The sequence below is a fragment of the Chryseobacterium sp. GP-SGM7 genome, assembly GCF_049166575.1.
Classification (GTDB): Bacteria; Bacteroidota; Bacteroidia; order Flavobacteriales; family Weeksellaceae; genus Chryseobacterium.
This window is the reverse complement of sequence record NZ_JBMHFF010000003.1, coordinates 347,267-368,920: the sequence shown is the minus strand read 5'-3', so window position 1 is coordinate 368,920 and position 21,654 is coordinate 347,267. Positions and strand designations below refer to the sequence as shown.

17 protein-coding genes and 1 tRNA gene are annotated in these 21,654 nt (G+C 35.3%); 8 read left to right on the top strand and 10 right to left on the bottom strand.

All coding sequences use genetic code 11. The annotated features are described in order from the left end of the window. Nucleotides 1–43: 43 nt before the first annotated feature. From ACOOWA_RS14120 to ACOOWA_RS14110, 3 genes are all read left to right on the top strand, one after another. Nucleotides 44–3,238, top strand: a complete 3,195-nt coding sequence (locus ACOOWA_RS14120; protein ID WP_421376140.1) for an efflux RND transporter permease subunit — start codon at nt 44–46, stop codon at nt 3,236–3,238. Next, nucleotides 3,225–4,667, top strand: a complete 1,443-nt coding sequence (locus ACOOWA_RS14115) for a TolC family protein (RefSeq protein ID WP_421376138.1) — start codon at nt 3,225–3,227, stop codon at nt 4,665–4,667. The genes ACOOWA_RS14120 and ACOOWA_RS14115 overlap by 14 nt, the downstream gene beginning before the upstream one ends. Nucleotides 4,668–5,022: 355 nt before the next feature. Next, a complete protein-coding gene (locus ACOOWA_RS14110; RefSeq protein WP_421376136.1) occupies nt 5,023–5,721 on the top strand; it encodes a hypothetical protein in 699 nt (232 codons plus the stop codon). A gap of 419 nt (nt 5,722–6,140) precedes the next feature. On the opposite strand, the gene ACOOWA_RS14105 is transcribed toward ACOOWA_RS14110, so the two are convergent. From ACOOWA_RS14105 to ACOOWA_RS14095, 3 genes are all read right to left on the bottom strand, one after another. Further along, nucleotides 6,141–6,644 (bottom strand): transposase, encoded by a 504-nt coding sequence (locus tag ACOOWA_RS14105; RefSeq protein ID WP_421376134.1) that lies wholly within the window; start codon nt 6,642–6,644, stop codon nt 6,141–6,143. Between the two features lie 10 nt (nt 6,645–6,654). Further along, nucleotides 6,655–7,122 carry a MarR family winged helix-turn-helix transcriptional regulator gene (locus ACOOWA_RS14100; protein WP_421376133.1) on the bottom strand — a complete coding sequence of 156 codons (468 nt, stop codon included), beginning with the start codon at nt 7,120–7,122 and terminating at the stop codon, nt 6,655–6,657. Nucleotides 7,123–7,391: 269 nt separating this feature from the next. After that, nucleotides 7,392–8,147: an alpha/beta hydrolase gene (locus tag ACOOWA_RS14095; RefSeq protein WP_421376373.1), complete on the bottom strand. Its 756-nt coding sequence runs from the start codon at nt 8,145–8,147 to the stop codon at nt 7,392–7,394. A 151-nt stretch (nt 8,148–8,298) separates the two neighbouring features. Here ACOOWA_RS14095 and ACOOWA_RS14090 point away from each other — a divergent pair, with 151 nt between their 5' ends. Next, nucleotides 8,299–8,676 carry a winged helix-turn-helix transcriptional regulator gene (locus ACOOWA_RS14090; protein ID WP_421376131.1) on the top strand — a complete coding sequence of 126 codons (378 nt, stop codon included), beginning with the start codon at nt 8,299–8,301 and terminating at the stop codon, nt 8,674–8,676. A 263-nt stretch (nt 8,677–8,939) separates the two neighbouring features. Here ACOOWA_RS14090 and ACOOWA_RS14085 read toward each other — a convergent pair. Both ACOOWA_RS14085 and ACOOWA_RS14080 read right to left on the bottom strand, forming a co-directional pair. Further along, nucleotides 8,940–9,026 (bottom strand) — tRNA-Ser (locus ACOOWA_RS14085). Nucleotides 9,027–9,085: 59 nt separating this feature from the next. After that, nucleotides 9,086–10,102 (bottom strand): asparaginase, encoded by a 1,017-nt coding sequence (locus tag ACOOWA_RS14080; RefSeq protein ID WP_421376130.1) that lies wholly within the window; start codon nt 10,100–10,102, stop codon nt 9,086–9,088. A 77-nt stretch (nt 10,103–10,179) separates the two neighbouring features. Here ACOOWA_RS14080 and ACOOWA_RS14075 point away from each other — a divergent pair, with 77 nt between their 5' ends. Further along, nucleotides 10,180–10,851, top strand: a complete 672-nt coding sequence (locus ACOOWA_RS14075) for a TrmH family RNA methyltransferase (RefSeq protein ID WP_421376128.1) — start codon at nt 10,180–10,182, stop codon at nt 10,849–10,851. 121 nt (nt 10,852–10,972) lie between these two features. On the opposite strand, the gene ACOOWA_RS14070 is transcribed toward ACOOWA_RS14075, so the two are convergent. The 3 genes from ACOOWA_RS14070 to tsaD form a co-directional block, all read right to left on the bottom strand. Then, nucleotides 10,973–11,683, bottom strand: coding sequence for an RsmE family RNA methyltransferase (locus ACOOWA_RS14070; RefSeq protein ID WP_421376126.1), 711 nt, complete (start codon nt 11,681–11,683; stop codon nt 10,973–10,975). A 184-nt stretch (nt 11,684–11,867) separates the two neighbouring features. Further along, complete coding sequence (locus tag ACOOWA_RS14065) at nt 11,868–12,278, bottom strand: hypothetical protein (protein WP_421376125.1); 411 nt, start codon at nt 12,276–12,278, stop codon at nt 11,868–11,870. A 131-nt stretch (nt 12,279–12,409) separates the two neighbouring features. After that, nucleotides 12,410–13,426: a tRNA (adenosine(37)-N6)-threonylcarbamoyltransferase complex transferase subunit TsaD gene (tsaD, locus tag ACOOWA_RS14060; RefSeq protein ID WP_421376123.1), complete on the bottom strand. Its 1,017-nt coding sequence runs from the start codon at nt 13,424–13,426 to the stop codon at nt 12,410–12,412. A 4-nt stretch (nt 13,427–13,430) separates the two neighbouring features. Between tsaD and ACOOWA_RS14055 the strand changes: the two genes are divergently transcribed. From ACOOWA_RS14055 to ACOOWA_RS14045, 3 genes are all read left to right on the top strand, one after another. Further along, nucleotides 13,431–18,224 (top strand): translocation/assembly module TamB domain-containing protein, encoded by a 4,794-nt coding sequence (locus tag ACOOWA_RS14055; protein ID WP_421376121.1) that lies wholly within the window; start codon nt 13,431–13,433, stop codon nt 18,222–18,224. A 134-nt stretch (nt 18,225–18,358) separates the two neighbouring features. After that, nucleotides 18,359–18,829, top strand: a complete 471-nt coding sequence (locus ACOOWA_RS14050; RefSeq protein WP_066678756.1) for an Lrp/AsnC family transcriptional regulator — start codon at nt 18,359–18,361, stop codon at nt 18,827–18,829. A gap of 68 nt (nt 18,830–18,897) precedes the next feature. Further along, the gene (locus ACOOWA_RS14045; RefSeq protein ID WP_421376119.1) at nt 18,898–19,287 is read left to right on the top strand and encodes a hypothetical protein; all 390 of its coding nucleotides are present in this window, start codon (nt 18,898–18,900) and stop codon (nt 19,285–19,287) included. Between the two features lie 113 nt (nt 19,288–19,400). Here ACOOWA_RS14045 and ACOOWA_RS14040 read toward each other — a convergent pair whose 3' ends face one another. Further along, entirely contained in the window at nt 19,401–20,345 is a 945-nt protein-coding gene (locus ACOOWA_RS14040; RefSeq protein WP_421376117.1) for a transketolase family protein, read from the bottom strand. 253 nt (nt 20,346–20,598) lie between these two features. Beyond that, nucleotides 20,599–21,450 carry a transketolase gene (locus ACOOWA_RS14035; protein ID WP_421376116.1) on the bottom strand — a complete coding sequence of 284 codons (852 nt, stop codon included), beginning with the start codon at nt 21,448–21,450 and terminating at the stop codon, nt 20,599–20,601. Between the last annotated feature and the right edge of the window lie 204 nt (nt 21,451–21,654).

Sequence of the window (21,654 nt, the reverse complement as noted above, 5' to 3'; positions counted from 1 at the left end):
TCATTAAACATCCATCATCTAACATCTAACATCCAACATTATCATGTTTAAAAAATTCATCCGCAGACCCGTTCTGTCGATTGTAATCTCTTTGATTATCGTTTTTATGGGAGTTTTATCGTTAATGAAACTTCCGATCACTCAGTTCCCATCCATTTCACCGCCAAAAGTAAACATCACCGCAGAATATCCGGGTGCAAACAACGAATTGCTGATTAAATCTGTAGTTATTCCGTTGGAAAGAGGTTTAAATGGTGTGCCGGGAATGAAATACATGACTTCCGATGCCGGAAACGATGGAGAAGCTTCTATTCAGGTGGTTTTTGACTTAGGAACCGACCCTAACGTAGCTGCAGTAAATGTGCAGAACCGTGTATCTTCGGTAGTGAACAAACTTCCGCCGTTGGTAGTTCGTGAAGGGGTGAAAATTACCCGTGAAGAACCGAATATGTTGATGTATATCAATTTATACAGTGACGATCCGAAAGCTGACCAGAAATTTCTTTTCAACTATGCAGATATTAATGTAATGTCTGAGTTAAGAAGGGTAAGCGGAGTTGGTTTTGCCGATATTTTGGGAACCCGTGAATATGCAATGCGTATTTGGTTAAAACCGGATCGTTTAACGGCATACAATATTTCAGCTGATGAAGTGATGGAAGCTTTAAACCAGCAAAGTTTGGAAGCATCCCCGGGAAAAACAGGAGAAAGTTCAGGAAAACGTTCTCAGTCTTTTGAATATATTCTGAAATATTCCGGACGTTTTAATAATGAAAAAGATTACGGAAATATTATTCTTAAAGCTAAATCAGCTGGAGAATTTGTTAGGCTGAAAGATGTTGCGGATATCGAATTTGGTTCTTCGATGTATGATATTTATTCTACATTGAATGGAAAACCGTCTGCTGCAATCACGGTAAAACAATCTTACGGTTCCAATGCAAGTGACGTTATAAAAAACGTAAAAACGTTGATGACGCAATTGGAAAAGACAAATTTCCCTAAAGGAATGCATTATGACATCAGTTATGACGTTTCAAGATTCCTGGATGCATCAATTGAAAAAGTAGTACATACTTTATTTGAAGCATTTATTTTAGTAGCGATTGTGGTATTTCTATTCCTGGGAGATTGGCGTTCAACGCTGATTCCGGCTATTGCAGTTCCGGTTTCTTTAGTAGGAACCTTTGCGGTAATGTCTGCATTTGGAATTACTTTAAATATGATCTCGCTTTTTGCTTTGGTAATGGCAATCGGGGTCGTCGTCGATGATGCCATTGTAGTGATTGAAGCGGTTCACGCTAAGATGGAAGAAAAAGGACTTTCTGCATTAAAAGCGACTGAAGAAGCAATGCACGAAATCAGCGGAGCAATTATCGCAATTACTTTGGTCATGGCAGCGGTATTTATTCCGGTAGCGTTCATGTCGGGTCCGGTTGGAGTTTTCTATCGTCAGTTTTCAATTACAATGGCTTCAGCGATTATTCTTTCGGGAGTTGTTGCATTAACACTGACTCCTGCTTTATGTGCTTTAATTCTGAAAAATAACCACGGAAAAGCGAAAAAGAAAGGTCCGATTACTATTCTTTTAGATAAATTCAACGGTTTATTTAATAAAGGAGCTGGGAAATATGAAAAAGTACTGAATAAAACAGTGACCAAAAAGTTCATTACGCTTCCTTTACTGTTACTTTTCTGTGCATGTACTTATTTCTTGAGTAATTCATTGCCTTCAGGATTTATACCAAGTGAAGATCAGGGAATGATATATGCAATTATCCAGACTCCGCCGGGTTCAACGTTGGAACGTACCAATCAGATTGCAAGAGAATTATTGAAAGAATCTGAAGATATTGATGGCGTACAGTCTGTTTCATCTTTAGCGGGTTACGAAATTTTAACGGAAGGAACGGGTTCAAACTCAGGAACATGTTTAATTAACCTTAAAAGTTGGGACGAACGTTCAGAATCTGCCGCCGAAATTATCGAAAAACTCGAGGAAAAAGCCAAAAATATTCCCGGAGCTAATATTGAATTTTTCCAACCGCCTTCTATTCCTGGTTATGGTGCTGCAGGTGGATTTGAATTAAGACTTTTAGATAAAGCTGGAAGTGGTGATTACCAGAAAATGGAGCAGGTGAGTACAGACTTTGTAAAAGAATTGAAAAAGCGTCCGGAATTAGGATCTGCGTTTACTTTTTACTCTGCAAGTTTCCCTCAATATATGCTTAAAATTGATAACGATTTGGCCGAACAAAAAGGCGTGAGTATCGAAAAAGCAATGGATAATTTATCGACATTAATTGGTTCAAACTACGAAACAAGTTTCATCCGTTTCGACAGACCTTACAAGGTGATTGTGCAGGCAGGTCCTCAATATCGTGCTTTGCCAAGTGACTTGTTGAAATTATATGTGAAAAACGACAAAGATCAGATGGTTCCGTATTCAGATTTTATGCATTTGGAAAAAGTGTACGGTCTTTCGGAAATTACAAGACACAATATGTACAACTCTTCTGAGGTAAGCGGAACTCCGGCTCCGGGTTACAGTTCCGGACAAGCTATTAAAGCAATTCAGGAAGTTGCCGATAAAACGTTGCCGAGAGGTTTCGGAATCGACTGGGCAGGTATTTCAAAAGACGAAGTAGGTCGTGGAAACGAAGCTATTTATATTTTCTTAATATGTTTAGGATTTGTTTATTTAATTCTATCGGCGCAGTATGAGAGTTTTATTCTTCCATTACCGGTGATTCTTTCTTTACCGACAGGTATTTTCGGAGCATTTTTATGTCTAAAACTTTTAGGTTTAGAAAACAATATTTATGCTCAGGTTGCCATGGTCATGCTGATCGGACTTTTAGGTAAAAATGCCGTATTGATTATTGAATTTGCCGTTCAGAAAAAAGCCGAAGAAGGAATTTCCGTAGCGAAAGCTGCAATTGAAGGAGCAGCAGTTCGTTTCAGACCGATTTTGATGACCTCTTTTGCATTTATTGCAGGATTAATTCCTTTGGTAATGGCAACCGGACCGGGAGCTGTAGGAAACAGAACCATCGGAACCGCAGCAGCAGGAGGGATGCTTCTTGGTACCGTTTTCGGATTGATGATTATTCCGGGATTATATTACATTTTCGGAACGATTGCCGATAAAACGAGACTGGCAAAATATGAAGAGGAAAATCCTTTAACAGAACAAACAGAACCTTATCAACACGATGATAAACATGAAGATTTATAATAAATATATTGCAGCCATTGCCGTTTCGCTTGTTTTGGCAAGCTGTAAAGCTCCGATGGCAACCGTCATTCAGGACGAAGTAAAAAATAATATTCCTGAGAATTTTAATCAAAACGAAAATCAGGATGTTAATAACAACAGCGGAACAACCCCTTGGAGACAGTTTTTTACGGATCCCAATCTGGTAAGTTTAATTGAAACTTCTCTGAAAAACAATCAGGAATTAATGATTACGCTTCAGGAAATTGAAATTGCCAAAAGTGGCGTTGTTGCCAAAAAAGGTAAACTTTCTCCCAATGTGAGAGCAGGTTTGGGAGCTGGAGTAAGCAAAGTAGGCCGTTATACAAGCGAAGGAGCAGGAGATGCTTCCACAGAAATTGAACCAGGAAAAGAAATGCCCGATCCGCTTGGGAATTTCGAAGGTGGTTTGATGGCGAACTGGGAAATCGATATCTGGAAAAAACTCAGAAATGAAAAAGATGCTGCCGTTGCACATTATCTTTCAACAGTAGAAGGGAAAAATTTCGTTCTGTCTAATCTGATTGAGGAAGTTGCAGATAATTATTACGATTTATTGGCGCTGGATAACCAGCTGGATATTATTCAGCAGTACATCACATTGCAGAAAAGAGCTTTGGAAATTTCTAAAATTCAGAAGCAGGCAGCTGCTGCAACCGAACTGGCAGTGAAAAAGTTTGAAGCTGAACTGGCAAAATCAAAAGCAACAGAATATACCATCCGTCAGCAGATTACGGAAAAAGAAAATCAGATTAATGCACTTTGTGGTCGTTATCCGCAACCCATTGTGAGAACCAAGGAAAGTTTTATGTCTACCATTCCGCAAACGGTTTATACAGGAATTCCATCTCAGTTGCTGGCAAATCGTCCTGATATCAAACAGGCTGAATTAGAATTAAAAGCTGCGAAACTTGACGTAGAAGCAGCAAGAAAAGAATTTTATCCAAGCCTGGAAATTTCTGCAACTCTCGGACTGGAAGCATTTAAGCCTTCTTATCTGGTTAAATTACCCGAATCTATTGCGACAAGTCTGGTGGGAGAATTGGCAGGTCCGCTGATTAATAAAAGTGCCATTAAAGCCAATTTCCAAACTGCTGATGCAAAACAGATTCAGGCGTTATACGAATATGACAAAACCATTCTGAATGCATATCTGGATATTTCAAATCTGATGTCGAAAGTAAAAAATATCGATCAGTATTATCAGTTGAAATCTCAGGAAACTCAGGCTTTAGACCAATCGATTGACATTGCGAATCAGCTTTTCAAAAATTCGAGAGCAGATTATCTGGAAGTTTTATTGAATCAAAGAGATGCTTTAGATGCTAAAATGGAACTCATCGAAGCAAAGCAAAAACAGTTAAGTACCGTTGTCGACATTTACAAAAGTTTAGGCGGCGGCTGGAAATAAGTATTTTTTATTCATATATCATTATTTCAATCATGAAGTCCGGTTCTGTTTTCAGAGCCGGACTTTTTTTAGAGATTAGTATTTTAAAATCCGGGTAAAAATTTAAAAGTAATTACCCGCAAAATAAAAAAAACACAACTGAAATAATAGTTATTTAAAAGATGACAAAATGTAAAATTTTGCCATCTTTTGAGTAGCTTCTAGCAGAATATAATCTTTTGTGCCTTTTGTGGTTAAAAAAGTTCAATAATTTTAAATAAAATCAGAAAAAAATAAAATTTATTTTGAACAAGATAAAACACGTCAAGTTTTGACGCTTTACACCTATAGCTTTGTCGTATAAATATTAAGAGCTATGGAAATCCCGTTTTATTTAAGTTTCAGAGAATTCAAAAATCAATACTACCAAAATCTTGAAAAGTGGTTTGAAAACGATCAAAATACTTCCGAGACAGACTTTTTGCTTTATGTAAAAGAAATGTACAAGCCGTATTTGTGCTACAATTTTTCAGAAGAACGATTGCAGGCGGATGCGACCATTGAAATAAAAAACTGCTTCTTTCCGTATCATGAAAACTTTGGGATTTCATTCAATAGGAATCATGCCAACGCCAAAAACTTCAAAACCGGAATCAGCAATGTTTCCGAGACAAAAACCATCACAATGATGGAATATGCGCAACATATTTTAGATAGAATTCATCTTTATTTTCAAAAGAATAATGTTACGATGAAAGAAAATGAAACGATTCTGGATTATCTCAATCATTACGAAATCATCATGGCAAAGGAAAAAACGGGGTATTGCCCGGATTATGATTTACATCAAAAAAAATTGCCTTTTTTAAAGGCTTTTCTCCCGAATTTCGGAAACACCGTTGATATGTCTTTATACAGAAATTTCTATTTTTCGGTCGTGAGAATTGCAAATTTTATCGACTATAAACTGAAAGGAGTGGAAGCTTTCGAACAAAGTATTTACAGTGAACTACGATCTGAAGCGATGATGAAAATTCACATGAGAAATCAGACTTTTCTTACTATTTGCAATTGATTTTTTTTAGGAGCTTAATCCGGCTTTCCACTGTATCTTTTTCGCCAACGTTTTTTTACAAAGCCATTTCAGAAAAAGGATGTCGTTGCAATCCGGGCTAGGAAAGTAGTTCATCATTAAAACATTCATACACATCATTATATTGTTGAAATGCAATGTAAAAACTGTATTTCAAGTGAAAACCAGATCGATTGATCTGGTTTTTGTTTTTGAGAATTTTATGTCAATGAAATTTTTTAACTTTAATTAATTTAGCTGTTAAATAACAGCTAACGTTTTGGGGCTTTGCGTTCGGGCGGGGTTTTAGCACTGCACTTGATACGAAGAATCGCACTTCAATTATTCACAAAATTTTCAATAGAAGCACGTTATCCCGCCTGACGCAAAACCGATGTTAGCGGCTGCCTTTTCTTTTCGGATTAGTGTCGCAGGTTAAATAACTTCATACACAAAGGTATTAGCCCGATTGATACTGCAATGAAAATTGCAACTCTTACATAGTTAAGTGTCTGCCAAAGTGAAGTTCGGATTATTAAGTCTTTTGCAAGTGTCGGATTTTTCGCAACTTTTTGAAAGTCTATTACGTTTGGTGCAAAAAATGCAAGTGTCCAAACCCTAACTGCAAAATGAACGGCAAACAAAATCAACAACCAATTTCTTACGAGTTCTATTTTCCAACAAAATATTATGGCAAGTAAGAATGTAATTTCGTGTAACGAATGAAAAATTATCCAAAAGAATTTCAAACTTGTTCCTTTTCCGTCTAACAGAATTTTGAAATTGTCGGGCGGTGAAGCTGTCCACTTAGGAACAAACACAAGTGTTTCAAAAATTTGTGCACCATTCATTAAAAAATAAATGAGTGTCGTAATGCAAAGCCAAAATTCGGCTCTTGTCAAGTATGAAGTAGCTATATTTTCCATTTTTGTCATTCTATTTGTTGTTTAAATTATTGGTTATGTCTTTCATAATGTTGGTTGCTTCTGTAAAATAGCGTTCAATGATTAAAATTTCTTTTTCAGAAAACGAAGCAATAAGGTCAGCGGTTTTTTGTTGCAGTCCGCTGAAAATTGGTTGCAAAAGTTTCATACTATTTTCAACGCTTGGTATAATAATTACTTTTCGTCTGTCGTCTTTGGTAAACTGTCTTTTCAGTAGTTTTTTCTTTTCTAAACGGTCTATTAAGCCTGTAACAGCACCTGTTGTCAGTCCTGTCAACTTGGAAATGTCGCCTGCGGTTAGTTCCTTATGTTGAAGTATAAGACCTAAATACTTGTGGTCTGTACCCGACAAACCTGCCTTTTGTGCAATGGCTTCGTGCATAAAGATTGAAGCGTCTGAATACTGTCGGCTTACAATTCTAAACTTGTCAGCAATGTTGTCTGTTTGTTTTTTGCTCATTGTCTAAATATCTTTGTAGCAAAGATAATTGGTTTCTAAAAAACAATGCAATTTTTTTAGAAAAATTTTTAAACGGATTGTAATTGTCTGTCTGTGCGGTGGTCGGTCAAGGTTGCCGCTAACGTTTTGGGGCTTTGCGATGGTGGGGCAATCGAAGCACTTCCGTTCAATTAATGTACAAAAGTTGATAGAAGTATACAAGTTCAATTTATCACTTTCAGCCCCACTATTGCAAAACCCTTGTTGCCTGCTGGCTGTGTTTCGGTTCTTTATTTCGTCAAGTGTTGTTGAAAATACACGAAATGATATTCAATAGATTTACTCCAATATTCTGTATTATGGTCGCCTGGTTGACTAATAAAAGTTGTCGGTATTTTTAATTTATCAGTTAGTAATTTTAAGTTTTCTGAGTTTGGATATAAGACATCTTCTGTTCCACAATCAAAAATGAACGCTTTTTTAAAGTTAGTATTTTGTTTCAGAAGCGTTGATATGCTGTAATTGTTCCAATTTTCGATTTTTGGATTTCCAAGATTTCTTGTCAAGTCATCTGTCATTCTGTTTGTCTGCCAAAATTGTAGGCTTACTTTCTGAAAATTCACATAATCAATTTCCAAGGCTCCACTTGTAGAACCTGCTGTATTAAAATAATTTTTGTGTAAAATGAAATATCTCAAAGCTCCATAACCACCCATACTTAAACCGCTTATGAAAATATTTTTATCGTCAATGTTAAACGACGTATGAACTTTAGGAACTAATTCCGAGAAGAGAAAATCTTCATATAGAAAACCTTTATTTATCGGACTGTTGACATAATATGAGGCAAATCCGTCTGGCGTAACAATGATAAAGTCATATTGGTCGGACAACTTTTGTAAATCTGTTGTTTGCGACCATTGTTTGTAATTTTCGCTATATCCGTGAAGCAAATAAACCAAAGGATATTTTTCGGTTGCATTATATGTTTTTGGCTTGAAAATCAAAACAGTGTCGGGTTTTGCTAAATTTTCCGATTTTAAAATCCATTTTTATTGTGCTTTTGTTGATATGCTCATCGTAAATGCGAATACTATTATTATCAGCTGTTTCATTTTTGTAATTTTGTAGCAAAGTTCTGCAAGCGTTTTTGAGTTTGCAATAACGAACAAAATTGTTAGTCTAACTTTATATGTTATGAGAAAAGAAAATTCGACCAATTCAATGAACGAGCGATTTTTATTTCAGGTTTGCGAGTTAAATTCAGCAATAGCTATGATTAGCGGACGTTGGAAATCTCAAATTGTCTATTCGATTTCACAAGGAAACTATCGTTTTCATTTGTTGAAAAAAGAATTGCCGAATATTTCTGAACAAGTTTTAGGTCGTCAGCTCAAAGAATTGGAAACACACGCAATAATTGTCAAGAAAGAAATTCTCGATACTGTTCCAGTTGGGATAGAATATGTTCTTACGAATAAAGGTCTGGATTTAGTTCCGATTTTAGAAAGTCTATGTGATTGGGGCAAAGTTTATGAAAGCGGAAAAGAAATTTCGATTTGTTCAATGTCATAATTTTCTTTTGGTGACGGCTCATCGAATCAGCTTGCAGGTAGCATCCAAATTATATGCATTGCGCAAATATGAATTATGTATAATTACGTTAATCCTGTTTGAGTTTTATTTAAAAACCTGTAAATTAGTTGATTAAGTTTTTGTGTATACGTAAAGATGAATCAGATTTCACGTATCAATTTATGACAATATTTTCCCTGAACTGATTTAAAAATAATATAATAATATAAAACAAAAAAAAGCGTTGATTTTCAACGCTTTTGCAGAGAGGAAGGGATTCGAACCCTCGATACAGTTACCCGCATACTACCTTTCCAGGGTAGCTCCTTCAACCACTCGGACACCTCTCTATGTTTTGAAGACTGCAAAAATAGGCTATTTTATTGAATCTGCAAATTCTTAACTTAAATTAGTTGCTTATTTCTCCGCAAAGATTCCATGAAAAATTATCTGCAAAACTTCCGCTGTAATTAGGATTGTCAATGAGGTGCATTGCTTTGGTAATCGCAGCTTCAGCCGTCATATCTCTTCCACTGATGGCTCCGATTTTCGCAAAAATATTAGAATTCTCGTATTTCCCAAACGAAATTCCACCTGAAATACACTGACTTACCACCACGATTTCAGTTCCGTTATTTCTTATTTGCTGTAAAGTTTCCAAAGTTTTTTCACTGCTGAAAATCGTTCCCGAACCGAAAACCTGTAAGATCAATACTTTCATTTTCGGAATTTCTTTAAAATGATTGAGTTTCATTCCCGGGAAAATTCTCCAGAATAAAACATCTTCCGAAATATGCTGGTCTACATGAAACTCAATTCTGCCATCGCAACGGAAAAGATTATCCTTATCAATCTTCAAATGAACCCCGGATTGTCCTAAGATAGGGTAGTTCGGACTTGCGTAAGCATCAAAATACTCCGCAGAATATTTTAAGGTACGGTTTCCACGTAATAATTTGTATTCAAAATAAATCGCAACTTCCTGAATAACGGCATCATTGAACTCGTATAAACTTGCGTAATACAAACTTGTCAGAAGATTTTCTTTCGCATCGGTTCTCAAATCTCCGATTGGAAGTTGTGAACCCGTTAAAATAACAGGTTTTGTCAAACCTTTCAGCATAAAACTTAGTGCAGAAGCGGTGTAAGACATTGTATCCGTTCCATGAAGAATTAAAAACCCGTCATATTTTTTATAATTGTCAAATATCAGATTGGCAATCATTCTCCATTCTTCAGGGCCCATATCGGAAGAGTCAAGCGGCTGTGCAAAAGGGTGTACGAAAACTTCACATTCCATGAGCTTCATTTCGGGCATTTTTTCAAAAATATTTCCAAAATCAAATGCACGGAGACTTCCGGTTTCGTAATCTTTTTCCATACCAATCGTTCCACCGGTATAAATGAGCAGGACTTTTCTTTTCATAGTTTTATTGAAGAATTTAAAGCTGTGTGAGGTTCAGAATTTCAAAATTACGTTAATTTGCAAAGATTTGAAAGAAGATGGAAGATTTAGCAAAAACTTACGAGTATTTACAGCAGTTTTTAACGGAAGAAAGATTGAGAAAAATTGAACATTTCGCTCCCGAAAGTTCAGATTTTATTCTTCCTGTCATTGAAGATATTTATCAGTTCAGAAACGCAGCTGCGATTGTACGTTCCGTTGAAGCCTGCGGTTTTCATAGAGTGGTTGCTTTGCAGGAAGAAAATATTTTTGAACCTAATTTAAGGGTTACAAAAGGTGCGGATACTTGGGTTGAAGTAGAAAAACTTCCCCGAAATATGGATTCTTTTCAAAAAGTAAAAGGTCAGGGCTATAAAATTGTAGCGGTTTCTTTAGAAAAAAATGCTACATATTTGCCTGATTACGAAATTACCGAGCCAATTGCGTTGGTTTTCGGAACTGAAATGGAAGGTGTTTCTCAGGAAATTTTAGATTTTGCAGATGAAACTTTAGCGATTCCGATGTATGGCTTTACGAGAAGCTTTAATGTTTCAGTTGCGGCATCAATCTGTATGTATGAACTGAAGCAGAAATTGATAAAATCGAATATTAATTATAAACTGAACGAAGAAAAACTCCTGAGAATGAAAATTCGATGGGCGGTAAATTCTATACGAAGTGGTGAACAGATTTTTGAAAAATATTTGAGGGATAATAATATTACTTTTTAGGAATGCTTAATGCTAAAATAAGCAGTCATTTTGTCATTCTGAAAGAATCTCAATGCATTGAAAATAAAGCAGTTTAGATTCTTTCAGAATGACAAAAAGATCATTGAAAAGTAAATTGTTACTAATTACGGATATTATTAATCATTTTATTATAATTCCAGGCTGCCACAAAAACTCCCGCAGTTTCCGTTCTTAAACGTTGATTTCCCAGAGAAACTGCCTTAATTCCTTTTTCTGCTAAAAACAAGATTTCCTTATCCGAAAAATCTCCTTCCGGACCAATCAGGAAAGTGTAATTTTCTAAGTTTGGAACAGAATTCAGTTCCGTTCGTTCTAAATTTTCATTACAATGCGCTACAAAAGTGGTTTCAGAATTGATGTTTTTCAAAAAATCCTGAATTTTAATTAAATCATTAATTATCGGAAAATGAAATCTCAAACTTTGTTTTGAAGCCGCAATGGCTTGTTTTCTTATTTTATCAATGTTGATATTTTTACGTTCAGTTTTTTCAGTCTGAAGAATCGTAATCTCAGAAATTCCCATTTCCACAGCTTTCTCGACGAAAAACTCAATGCGGTCAATATTTTTTGTCGGCGCAATCGCAATATGAAGTTTCGGGTTGAAATCTGGAGTTTCAGTTTTAATTTCAGAAACCTCAATTCCTGCTTTTTTACCTTCAATAATCAATGTTCCGGAAGCCAAATTTCCTTTTCCGTCTGTAACAAAAATTTCTTCACCGTCTTTCATACGAAGAACTTTTACAATGTGCTGTTGTTCTTCGTCATTAATGATTGCTGTTCCGTTAATGATTTCGCCAAAAAAAAGTTTCATTGTTTAAATATTAAAATTTCGATGGGTATCTGTAAATATGAATGTCTGTAAATTGTTATAATTTAGTTTTTAACGACTTGTTTGTCAATCTTAATGTAGTGAAAATAAAGCTGTTTAGATTCCTCCTGAATGACAAAATGACTCCTGTTTCCAGTTTTGTAATCAAAAAAATAAGTAGAATCGTTTAAAAATAAATTTCATTTTCGCTGATAAACGCTACCCCGGTTTTGATGGTGGAGTAAACATCGCCTTCGCAATCACGGTAAGAACACATATAGATTTCTTCAACCCAAATATTATTCATGAAAATTAAATTTAAATATTCCTTTTTCCTTAAATTATTTTTGATGGATAAGTAATCTCCTTCCTTAGGCTCAAAATCAAAATTAAAAACATTTTCAGCATTAATTTTCTCAATAATTTCTTCCTTAATATTCTGAATAAATCCTGTTTCTGAATTTATCATTAAATAATCATCTTCTTCAGTCTGTTCTTTTACTTCATTTTTTCCTGTCACGGTTTCCAAAACCCAATAATATTTTGAGTTCTTCTTAGATTGCGTTCCCAGTACTTTTTCTTCTAATAATATTTTCATCGAATAATATATTTTAAATTTTTTACCGCTTGCAAACGAATAATGAAATGAAAATCGCTCGTTTACATTTTGTAAACTTTGTAAGTCTTTATTTTCAATTATTTCTTTTGGAACTTTTGCGGTAAAAATAATTACAAATCGTATTTTGAAATGGCTGTTGTTCTTAAATCTGTAAATTCTCCCCGCTCAAATTTCAGCTGGGCAACCATAGCAATCATGGCTGCATTATCAGTGGTGTACTCAAATTTTGGGATGTAAATATTCCAGCCTAATTTTTCGTGATTGTCCTGCATTACTTTTCTCAGCGCAGAATTGGCAGAAACTCCGCCTGCAATCGCTACTTCTTTTATATCTGAATCTTTTGCCGCTTTTTCCAGTTTATTCATTAAAATTTCAATGATGCATTTCTGAACCGAAGCGCACAAATCATTCATGTTTTCTTTAATGAAATCAGGATTTTTCTTTACTTCTTTCTGAATAAAATACAGCACCGAAGTTTTAATTCCGCTGAAAGAATAATCGTAATTGTCTAATTTAGGCTTATTGAATTTAAAAGCATCAGGATTTCCTTCTTTTGCCAATCGGTCGATAATAGGACCAGCCGGATAATCCAGATCAAAAATTTTCCCGATTTTATCAAAAGCTTCACCTGCTGCATCATCAGTTGTTTTTCCAATGATTTCCATGTCGAAATAATCTTTTACCAAAACGATCATGGTATGCCCGCCACTCACGGTAAGACACAGAAACGGAAATTTGGGCGGCACAGGATTTGCATCGTCGATGAAGTGCGCTAAAATATGCGCCTGAAGGTGATTTACTTCTATTAAAGGAACATCTAAACTCATGGCGAGCGACTTGGCAAAAGACGTTCCTACAAGCAGAGAACCCAAAAGACCGGGACCTCTTGTGAAGCCTATGGCAGAGATTGCATTTTGTTGTATATTTGCTTTGAGTATCGATTTTTCAACAACGGGAATAATATTTTGCTGATGGGCACGGGAAGCCAGCTCCGGAACCACACCACCATATTCTTTGTGGATTTCCTGATTGGCTGCAATGTTGGAGAGAATAGAATTTCCTTTGATAATAGCTGCTGAAGTGTCATCACAAGATGATTCGATACCTAAAATTATAGAGTCGCTCATAATAATGGCAAAGTTAGAGAATAATAACGAAAATGAGAATAAAAAATCGGTAGCTGAAAACTTGGGAGATCAGGTACAGAAGACCGTAGAAAATGTTCAGGAGACGGTGAAAGAAGCATCTGAACTGGCTTCAGATGCTATAAACCACCCCATAGATACTGCTCAGGAGTTTGGTAAGCAGGCTGCAAAAGCCGTAGTCAGCTATTCCTGGTGGGCAAAATTGTTATTGATTCTGTTCTGGACTGTTCTTTCAATTGTCGTTTTGGTTTTCATTGCCATCAATTTGCCGGTTACCAAAAGATGGGCTGCAAATCAGGCTTTACAGATTGTAAACAAAGATTTTAAAGCCAAAATGTCTACAGAAAGTGTAGAAGTAGATTTTTTTGGAGATGTTACCATCAAAGGTTTAAGAATTAAAGATTATAAAGATTTAGATTTCATTAAAGCACGGGAATTTAAAGCAAATTCCGACTGGTTTTCTTTAGCGACAAATATCGGTGAAAATAATTCTTTAAGCTTTAACGGATTGACGCTTAATGACGCTGATATCAAAGTGATTACTTACAAAGGTGACAGTATTTCAAACTTCATCCGTTTTACACAACTTTTTGACAGCGGTAAAAAGAAAGATCCTAAAAAACCGCCTTTCCAGCTCAATGCACGTTTAGAGATTTTAAATTCTAAAATTTCCATCGTCAATCAGAATTCTCCGGGAGAACCGGGAAAATGGCTGACCGCAACCAATGTCAATCTTATTGTATCAAAATTAAAAGTAAACGGAGTAAATATTGCTGCGAGAATTGATAATTTTACTTTTACAACCAAAAGATGGGGAAAATCTCACTTTGTTGAGACGTTTTCTACGGATTTTTCTATGACTCATGATTTTCTCTCTTTGGGAGATTTAACTTTAAATACAGATCATTCGCTTCTTCAGGGAGATATAAAATTTAATCTGAATAATGGAGCGTGGACAGATTTTACCAATAAAGTAAAATGGGATATGAATATGAAGCTGGGAAGCCAGATAAGTGGTTATGACATCTCTTATTTCGTCACCAACTGGGATAATTTTATTCCTTTTAATGCAAGTGGTAAAATGACGGGTCCTTTAAATAATTTCACTTTAGAAAATTTCTTAATCAGAAATCCGAGTGTTAATATTGCGACCAGAAAACTGAAAGCCAAAGATTTACTGAAAGGTAATTTTCAAATTGAAACCAATGATCTTTCTGCAGATTTTACCTATAAAGATTTGAAAGCAATGATGCCAACTTTCGTCTCGTCGAAGATGAAAAACTTTGCAGATGATTTTGGGAAATTAAAATACAACGGAACTGCAAAAGTAAATCCGAAACAGGTCTATGTTTTCTCAGGAAATCTGATGACAGGAATCGGGCAGGCAAAAATATCTAATTTTTCTTTAACAGATTACAGTTCTCCTTTGCCAAAGTACAAAGGTTATGCGGAAGTGAATGATTTAAACACATCTGTCATTACCAAAAGCAAAGCAGTTGGTTTAATTTCAGGAAAATTTAATCTTGACGGACAGAGCTTTGATGTCAATACGATGCGTTTGAGTACAAAATCTCAGATTTCGAGCATTGAAATCATGAATAAAGAAATCAATAATGTAGTTTTGGATGGTCTTTTAGATCATAAAAAATACAACGGTTTGATTACTGTGAATGATGAACAGGCAAAAGCAACAGTAAAAGGTTTGATAGACTTTAGTACTTCAAGAATTTCTGCCAATGTTGATGCAGATGTTTCATATTTAAATATGAATTATTTTACCGATAAAGCGGGAACTCAGGTGGTAAGCGGTAAAGTAAGCGGTAAAATGGCGATGTCGAACATCAATGATTTGAATCTGGATGTTGAAGCCTTTAATGTAAATTTTGCAACTGCTGACCAGAAATATCATATTCCGAATGCTAAACTTAAAACTTTTGTTGAGGGAGGAGAACGTTCTATTTTAGTTGATGCACCCGGAGCTGCAAATGGCAAAATTTCAGGAAAATATAATTTGGCAGATTTAGCAGGAATGGTAGAAAATGGTTTAGGCAAAATTTTGGTGGGGCCTGAACCGAGAAAATTGTATCGCGGACAATCATTTGCAATGAATTTTGATGTTGAGCAAGGTCTTGTTGCTTATTTTCTGCCTGATTTAAAACTTCCTAAAGGGGCAAAAGTAGAAGGAGAATATGATGGGAATTCAAATAATTTAATTCTAAATCTTGACGCTGCCTCACTGAAATATGTAATGACCAAAAAAGAGGAAATTACAGAAGCAGATCAAGCTTTGGCACAAGCCAATCCTGATTATAAATTGGATGACAGAATCGCTGTAACCCGCGATAGTGCAATGGTCGACAGTGTGATGGTAAGAATAAATACAGCCAATACAGATCAACAGCTTTATGCAAAAATCAGCAGATTAGAATACAATAAAAATATCCTCAAAGACTTAATATTAACAGGTAAAAACGAGAATAATTCGATTCTCAGAATTGCCACTAATTTCAAACACGGAAGTCCGGAAGATGAGATTAACGATAATCTGAAAGAATATGCAGTTAATTTTAATCAATCGACAAATCCGGCAGGAGATTATGTTTTCAGATTTGAGCCTACAGAAGTTAATTTAAATAATGTGAAATGGGCGATTGATACCAACCCCGAACTCGATCATTATGTAAGTTACCGGCGAAAGACAGGTGATTTTGAAATTCATAATTTAAAAATTTATTCTGATACAAGTTCGTTGCTCATCAATGAATCTATATTTAAATCTGCTAAAGACTTTTATGTAGATGCAGAAGTTCAGAATTTTCAGATCGAAAAGATATTCGAAATGCAGTCAGGCGGAAATCCTATGGATATTAAAGGTTTAGCCAACGGAAGTGTGAAAATCAAGATGGATAAAAGCACTTTGCAGCCTTTGGTTGATCTTACGGTTGATAATATCATGATGAATGGCAATGATATGGGAGATCTTACGATTTCTGCGGTCAATGGCTTTTCTTTAAATGTTTATGATGTTGATGTAAAGGTAGCTTCAGCCGGAGTTATCGGTAATAATAATCTGCATTTAACAGGAACAGTTAATAATAATACGCCTTCACCAACAATAGATTTTACGACAGAATTGAGAGATTTCGATCTTGCATTTACCCAACAGTTTGTACAGACTATTTTCGGAAATCTAAGAGGAAAAGCAACGGGTGATTTAAAAATAAACGGTACCCTTAAAAATTTAGATTACAGTGGTGATATTGCTTTAAAACAGTTTGGTTTAAAACTTTTATTTACCGGGGTTGATTATTCTTTTGATGATACGGTGATTCCGCTTTCTAAAGGTCTTGCGATTTTAAATAATATTGCAGTTCATGACGGGAGAACAAATTCCCAGGGAACAATTTCAGGAGCAATACAATTTGAAACCTTATCTTCTATGGGAGTCAACCTGGTAATGAGAGCTGATAATTTATTAATGCTGAATACTACTCAGAAAGATTATGATTTATTCTGGGGAAGAGTTTACGGACAAGGCGATTTATACGTCGACGGACCAGTTTCAGCTTTAAATCTTTCCACACCAAATATGAAAGCTTTGAATGGAAGTACATTTACGTTCAATTCAGCATCAACTTCAAATGTGGAAGAATTTAAAATGCTGAGATTCCTAAAAGAAGGAAAAGATGGTTTGGTGACTTTGGAAGAAAAGAAAAGAACCGGGGCAAACATGAATATCGACTTCAATCTTGATGTTGACAAAGGCACTACAGTAAATGTATTGGTTGGAGATGATGTAGGTAATATTTCTGTAAAAGGAATGGCAAATAATCTGAGATTCCAGATGAGCAGACAAGGAAATATTGCAATGAACGGTTCTTATATGGTTGATAGCGGAACTTTTGTATCTAAAGCAATTTTGAACAGAACTTTCCAGATTCAGAAAAATAGTAGTATTCGTTGGGATGGCGATGCAATGAAGCCGGCTTTAGATATTTCTGCCAATTATGTGAGAATGGTTTCCAACGCAGGAGATTATTTGAACATGGGACAGTTGCAACCTATCAGTGTATTACTTCAGGCGAATATTACCAATACTTTAAATGATCCTAAAGTTGCCTTAAATGTTACTGCACTGGACGTTTCGAGTCAGGTGAAAGAAACATTAGCTGCGAAAATTAATCAGACGGAAGGCGAGAATGTATTGCAGTTTGGTTCCATTCTATTGCTCAATATGTTTAATGTAACCAATAGTGGCGGTGGTTTGAGCTTTGATGCAGTAGGAGTAGCAGAATCTTCCGGGTATAATATGTTATTGAAACAACTGGGTTCTGTTTTAAATACAGTCAGTAACGAATTTCAAATTGATCTAAATTACGTAAAAGGAAATGACCAATATTCAAATAATGGCGACAGAGCAAATGCGGGAGTAAGTTTTGATGTGTCACCAAGAATTACCGTAAAAACAGGTTTGGGAATTCCACTTACCAGAACAGATAATACAAGCAACAATTATCTTTCGGGAGAAGGTACGGTGGAATATGATATATCAAAGAAAAATGATGGTACACTGCTTTTAAGAGGATATTCTAAACCAACGAATATCGGGATGGGAGTAGGAACTGTAGGAACAAACGGTTCTGCAAATCAGGCTTATGGTGGTGGTATCGTTTGGAGTAAAAGTTTTAATTCTTTCTTTAAAAAGAAGAAAAACAGAAAAAAACAGCCTGAAGACGATAACGAAATAAAAACAGATTCTGTAAAATCAGAGGCTAAATAGTTCGGAATTTTTAATGATTTTTATCATCCGTGTTAATTATTGTTAATATTTAATAATATTTTTTTAGTTTAATTATTTTTTTTAATTTTGTAAAAAATTTATGGATTTTTTAGGAAAAATATAATTTCACTAATATGAACTATCAACTGGACGAAATAGACAAGAAAATTCTTGATTTCTTAGTAGAAAACACAAGAATGCCTTTTACAGAAATTGCTAAGCAGATGGATGTTTCTGCGGGAACAATTCACGTAAGGGTAAAGAAAATGGAAGATGCAGGTATTATTTTAGGATCATCTCTTAATCTTGATTATGGTAAATTAGATTACCATTTCACAGCTTTTATCGGGATTCTTTTAACAAAATCAAACCGTACGCAAGAGGTTTTGAAAGAGTTAGGAACTATTCCAAACGTTATCGAAGCAAGCGTTATTTCCGGAAAATACAATATTTTCTGTAAAGTAAGAGCTAAAAATACAAACGACGCAAAAAGAATTATCTATCAAATAGACGACATTCAGGACGTAATGAGAACTGAATCTATGATTTCTATGGAAGAATTCTTAAGCGATAAAAACAGATTGATCAACGCAATCTCGATTTAATCAAATTTTAGACGATATAAATACCGAAGAACTTATGAAATCATTCATAAGTTCTTTATTTTTGCAGTATGGAAAAAGAATACAAAGAGTACAGTTATTTTGATGAAGATCCGAAAAAAGGATGGGGTTTTATTTTAGCACTGGCTTCTTTGCTGTTGTTTACTTTCATGGGTATCGGGCTCGATTTCGATGAGTATTTACAACATGAAGGCTTAAACATTCCTCAAGGATATTTTTACCTTATTTTCTCAGTTGATATTTTGATGATCTTAGGAATTGTATTAATGTTTTTCTATAAAAAATTAGGCATTGTATTGTTTCCGGCGATGTTGCTATTGCACTTTTTTATGCACAATTATTATCTTTCTACATTCTTATATTCTGACGTTACCAATCTGTTTTTGTTTACAGGATTCGGAATGTTGGCTATTATTCCAAAATGGAAATTTTTCAGATAATTTAATAAAGCAGTTCTGATTCTTGTCAATAAATCAAAAAAGTGATTAGAATTCTTTATACAAGCAAAAAGCATCCAAATCTGGATGCTTTTTCATTTATATTTTAAAAAATCTTAAGCTAAAATTCTTTTTACAGCTTCCTTCACAGCAGCGGAGTCGATTTTATATTTTTTCATTAATTCTGCAGGTGTTGCAGATTCACCGAAAGTATCATTTACAGCAACGAATTCCTGTTTTGTGGGTCTTCTTCTGGCCAACATTCCGGCAATAGATTCACCCATCCCACCAAGATAATTGTGCTCTTCAGCTGTTACAATTTTACCGGTTTTTTCAACTGATTTTAAGATGATTTCTTCGTCTAAAGGTTTGATGGTGTGAATGTTGATGACTTCACAAGAAATTCCTTCTTTCTCCAGTTCGTCTGCTGCAACCAAAGATTCCCAAACTAAATGACCGGTTGCAACAATGGTTACATCAGTTCCTTCCTGCAAAAGAATTCCTTTTCCAATTTCGAAAGGCATATCTTCAGGGATGAAAACCGGTACAGTTGGTCTACCAAATCTCAGATAAACCGGACCGTGGTGATCTGCAATGGCAAGAGTAGCTGCTTTGGTCTGGTTATAATCACAAGGATTGATAACCGTCATTCCAGGAAGCATTTTCATCATTCCGATGTCCTCCAAAACCTGGTGTGTTGCGCCATCTTCCCCTAAAGTAAGCCCTGCGTGAGAAGCACAGATTTTTACGTTTTTATCAGAGTATGCGATCGACTGACGAATCTGGTCATAAACTCTTGACGTAGAAAAGTTGGCAAAAGTTCCTGTGAAAGGAATTTTCCCTGTGATGCTTAAACCTGCCGCAAGACCCATCATATTTGCTTCTGCAATACCAACCTGATAAAATCTTTCAGGAGCTTTTTCGATGAATTTTTCCATTTTCAAAGAACCGATAAGGTCTGCACAAAGGGCAACAACATTAGGGTTTGTATCAGCCAATTCTGCTAAACCAGCCCCAAAACCTGAACGTGTATCTTTTTTTTCTGTATATGTATATTTCATGAGAATTCTAAATTTATAATTGATTAATGATTTTTGATAATTGATTAATGAATTTAATCGAATATAAATATTATTTAAACCATTAAGGTTTTTAAATTTTAGGAAAAATGAAGTTAATATCTTAGATATTCTTAAGTATAACGTTGAATCAGATTTATCTGACTCTAAAAAAATCTTAAGAACTAAAATTTCTTAATGTTTTAATATTTTTTCTGTATTTAAATTACTCATTACCAATTGCTCATTACCGATATTAGTAATCTGCCGGAGCTTCTAAGTACAATTGTTTAAAGGCTGTATCAAGCTGCTCGTCATTTGGCGCTTTTCCGTGCCAAGCATGAGTTCCCATCATGTAATCTACACCGTTACCCATTATGGTATGAAGGATAATTACCACTGGTTTTCCTTTTCCTGTTTCAGTTTTTGCCAATTCAAGCATTGCAATTACGGCTTCCAGATCATTGCCGTTTTTTTCTTCTAAAACTGTCCAGCCGAAAGCTTCCAGTTTTGCACGAAGATTTCCTAAAGAAAGTACATTTTCTGTGCTCCCGTCAATCTGCTGTCCGTTATAATCAATTGTAGAAATAATGTTGTCAACCTTCTTTCCTGCAGCATACATAAAAGCTTCCCAAACCTGACCTTCCTGCAATTCTCCGTCACCATGAAGCGTATAAACCAAAGAATCGTCACCGTCTAATTTTTTACCCTGCGCAACACCTAAAGCAACAGAAAGTCCCTGTCCTAAAGATCCTGAAGCCACTCTGATTCCTGGCAAACCTTCATGAGTTGTTGGGTGACCCTGCAATCTAGAATCTAATTTTCTGAAAGTTTTCAATTCTTCTACCGGAAAGAAACCAAATCTGGCTAAAGTAGAATAGAAAACCGGTGAAATGTGGCCGTTTGAAAGATAAAAATGGTCTTCGTTTTTGCCATCCATGGTGAAAGGAAGCTTATAATTCAAAACTTTTCCGTAAAGTGCTGTAAAGTACTCTGTACAGCCTAAACTTCCGCCCGGATGTCCTGAATTTACAGCATGAACCATTCTTAAAATGTCTCTTCTGATTTGTGTTGTAAGAGATTTCAGCTCTTCAATACTTTTACTCATATATTAGGATTTATTATTAAAATTGATCTATGCGAAATTACAATAATTTGTCGGCTTACGGAAATGTAAAAATCCGAAGATTGAGTTCCGGATTTTAAATTTTATTAAACAAAACCTTGAAGGTTTGATGATTCTAGTGAAGGCTTTTTATAGGGCTTCACGGCCCGACCTGAACCGAGCTCTTTTTGTGAAGAGGTATTGCGA